The 3,707-nt window shown below is 70.8% G+C and carries 2 protein-coding genes; one reads left to right on the top strand and one right to left on the bottom strand.

Annotated elements, in window-relative coordinates; genetic code table 11:
- Positions 1-2,164 (bottom strand): hypothetical protein (locus tag CKY47_RS36715; protein ID WP_306750993.1); only part of this gene is annotated, 2,164 nt, incomplete at its 3' end.
- Between the two features lie 1,284 nt (positions 2,165-3,448).
- Here CKY47_RS36715 and CKY47_RS36720 point away from each other — a divergent pair.
- Positions 3,449-3,707: hypothetical protein (locus CKY47_RS36720; RefSeq protein WP_306750994.1), on the top strand; the 259-nt coding region annotated here is incomplete at its 3' end.

Genomic DNA, 3,707 nt, shown 5'->3' on the forward strand with positions numbered 1-3,707 from the left:
ACAACACCGGATCCGCACCCCACCGCGAGCTCAACCGCTCGACGTCGACACCCCCGACACCGGCGTGCCAGTCCACGAACACATCCACACCGTCGACACGACCACCACCGACCACCGAGGAAACCACGCCCGCACCCTGCAACACCTGCTGAACGACTTGCGCGTGGGCACCCGACACCACCACCACCGGGAACGGCCGACCGGCACCACTCCGCAGACCCAGCGAATCCCGCAGGTCCCCGACCAGCGCCTCCACCTCGGCACCCTGCTCCGGCGTCAACCCCACCGCACCCGGCGCGAAGTCCAACGACACCGGATGACCCGGATGCTCCAGCAACCCCTTCGACCTCGGCGTCGCCCGCCAGAACAACTCCACCGGGAACGCCCCCGGCACCACCACCGACGACGGCACCAACCAATCAACCCGAACCACCACCGGCCCCTCACTCCGGTCGACCCGGACCTGCACGCCCTCGGCCAGCATCACACGACTGGCCGAAACGGCACGTCTACCCGACACGTCCACGGTCGGCGCCGCGAGACCGCGGGCAACACGCGCCCGTTGCTGCTCCGATACCTCCTGGGCGAGGCGACGCAACGCCGCCACGCTCCGATCCGGGAGTGGGCGGGAGCTGCGCTCCGTGTGCAACACGAGTTCGGGACCGGTGTCCCACGCGGTCGAGCGGCGCAGGTTGGCCGTCACCGGAGCTCCGGTCCGAGGAGCCGGGGCAAGGGTGTTCGCGGGAGCCTCGACGGTGGCGTGCAGGTCGGTGTGGCCGGCCCGCCCACCACGCACCACCACGGCCTCGATACCCGCCTCCCCCAGGGCGTCGACGACCTCCTGCGCACGCGCGCCCATCACCTCGAGCTCGGGCCAACCGCTCTCCGTCAACACACGGTGCGCCAGCTCCGCCAGGTGGGAACCGGGCAGCCCCGACGGCGCTGAATCCGACAACGACAACACCGGGACCACACCGCGCCGCGAGCCCAACCGCTCGACATCGACACCCCCGACACCGGCGTGCCAGTCCACGAACACATCCACACCGTCGACACGACCACCACCGACCACCGAGGAAACCACGCCCGCACCCTGCAACACCTGCTGAACGACTTGCGCGTGGGCACCCGACACCACCACCACCGGGAACGGCCGACCCGCCGCACGCCGCTTGTCCGCCGAATCCCGCAGGTCCTCGACCAGGTCCTCGACCTCGGCGCGCTGCTCAGGCGTCAACCCCACCGCACCCGGCGCGAAATCCAACGACACCGGATGACCCGGGTGCTCCAGCAACCCCTTCGACCGCGGCGTCGCCCGCCAGAACAACTCCACCGGGAACGCCTCCGGCACCACCACCGACGACGGCACCAACCAATCAACCCGAACCACCGTGATCCCGGTCCGCTGTCCGGTCCGGACGTTGACGCCGCGACGATCGAACAGCTTCTCGATCGTCGCGGCGAGATAGCCCGACACCTCCACCACAGGGGCCGGGAGACCGTGCTCGGCACGCACCCGACCCTGCTCGGCCACCACGTTGACGAGCCGGAGCAACTCGGCTTCGCGTTCCCGAGCCAGGTACGTGCCGCTGAAGTTCGTGTGCAGCACCAGCTCAGGACCCCTGTCCCACCCACTCGACCGATACTGATCGGTGCTCACCGAACCGTCGGTCACCAGCACCACGTCGACAGGGCCCTCAGAAGCCTCGACCACGGTGTGACCGGCCCGCCCACCACGCACCACCACGGCCTCGACACCCTCCACCCCCAGGGCATCGACGACCTCCTGCGCACGCGGACCCACCACCTCCAGCACAGGCCAGCCACCCGACCGGCCGCCACCCACCGCGGCACGGTGAACCCGCGCCGCCAGCTCCGCCGGATCCACCACACCCGCATCCGGCACCGACAACACCGGGATGAAGCCCTTCCGCGAACCCAACCGCGCGACATCGGCGCCCTCGACACCGGCGTGCCAGTCCACGAACACGTCCGCACCGTCCGCACGACCACCCCCGACCACCGAGACGGCGATGCCCTCGCGTGCCACGACATCGGACACCAACCACGTGTGCGTCCCCGACACCACCACCACGGGGTCCGGCCGACCGGCGACACGCCGCAACCCCACCGAATTCCGCAGGTCCCCGACCAGCGCCTCCACCTCGGCACCCTGCTCCGGCGTCAACTCCACCGCACCCGGCGCGAAGTCCAACGACACCGGATGACCCGGGTGCTCCAGCAACCCCTTCGACCGCGGCGTCGCCTTCCAGAACAACTCCACCGGGAACGCCTCGGGCACCACCACCGACGACGGCACCAACCAATCAACCCGCACCACCACCGGACCCCGACTCCGGTCGACCCGGACCTGCACGCCCTCGGTTTCCAGCAGATCAGCGGCTGTCCTGGCATGGCTGCCCGAAACCTCGACAGCCGGGGGCTGGAACCCGTGCTCGGCGCGCAACCGCCCCTGCTCGGCCACCGCGTGCGCAGCACTCAGCAACAGAGCCCGGTAGGAACCCGGGAAGTGGGCGGACCGCTGGTTCAGCACCAGGTCAGGCCCGATGTCCCACGCGCTCGACCGGTGCCGGTCACCATCCTTCAAATCGGCCGGGTTCTGCGGGTGCACAGCGTGCACGTCGGTGCGACCGGCACGCCCGCCGCGCACCGCCACGGCCTCGACACCCGCGCCCCTCAGGACCTCCACCGCCTCCGCCGCGCGCGCACCCGTCACCTCCAGCGCAGGCCGATCACCGGATCGGGCGCGGACCTCCGCCGACACGTCCCGCGCCAAGGCCGTCAACCTCGACGAGTCCAAGCCCCCCAAGTCCGGCAACGACAACACCGGAACCACGCCCCGCCACGAACCCAGCCACTCGACCTCGGCGGCCTTCGCCCCGGTCCGCCAGTCCACGAACACGTCCACACCACCCGCACGACCCCCCTCGACCATGCGGACGACCGCACCGGTCGTGCGCACGGCATCGAACACGAACTGCACCCGCGCACCCGCCACGACCACCACGGGCAGCGGCCGGCCGGCGGCACGTCGCGCGCGCACCGACGTCCGCAGGTCCTCCACCAGCGCGGCCACCTCGGCGCGCTGCTCCGGCGTCAACCCCACCGCACCCGGCGCGAAATCCAACGACACCGGATGACCCGGATGCTCCAGCAACCCCTTCGACCTCGGCGTCGCCCGCCAGAACAACTCCACCGGGAACGCCCCCGGCACCACCACCGACGACGGCACCAACCAATCAACCCGCACCACCAGCGGCCCGGAGGAGGACATGAGACGGGTCTCCACCCCCTGGCCGTTCAACAGGGTGGCGGCTTGATAGGCACGCCTCCCCCGCAACTTCACGACCGGCGCCTTGACACCGTGCTCGGCGCGCGGCTGCCTCTGCGCGTTCACCGCCTCGGCAAGGGCGAGCAACGCGGTCTTGTGAGCATCCGACAAAGAGGTGTCGGCGTCACTCAGGTCCAGCACCAGATCAGGCGCCGCATCCCACGCACCCGACCTGTCCAGGCCGTCCTGCTCAGGTTCGTCGGCCACCAGTGCCGCATCACCCGGAGCCACCTCGACGGCGGTGTGCACGTCGGTGTGGCCGGCGCGCCCACCACGCACCACCACAGCCCGGACACCCGCATCCTCCAGGACGTCGACGACCGCCTGGGCACGCGGACCCGTCACCTCCAACAAC

This window comes from Saccharothrix longispora, from assembly GCF_030852425.1.
GTDB lineage: Bacteria > Actinomycetota > Actinomycetes > Mycobacteriales > Pseudonocardiaceae > Actinosynnema > Actinosynnema longispora.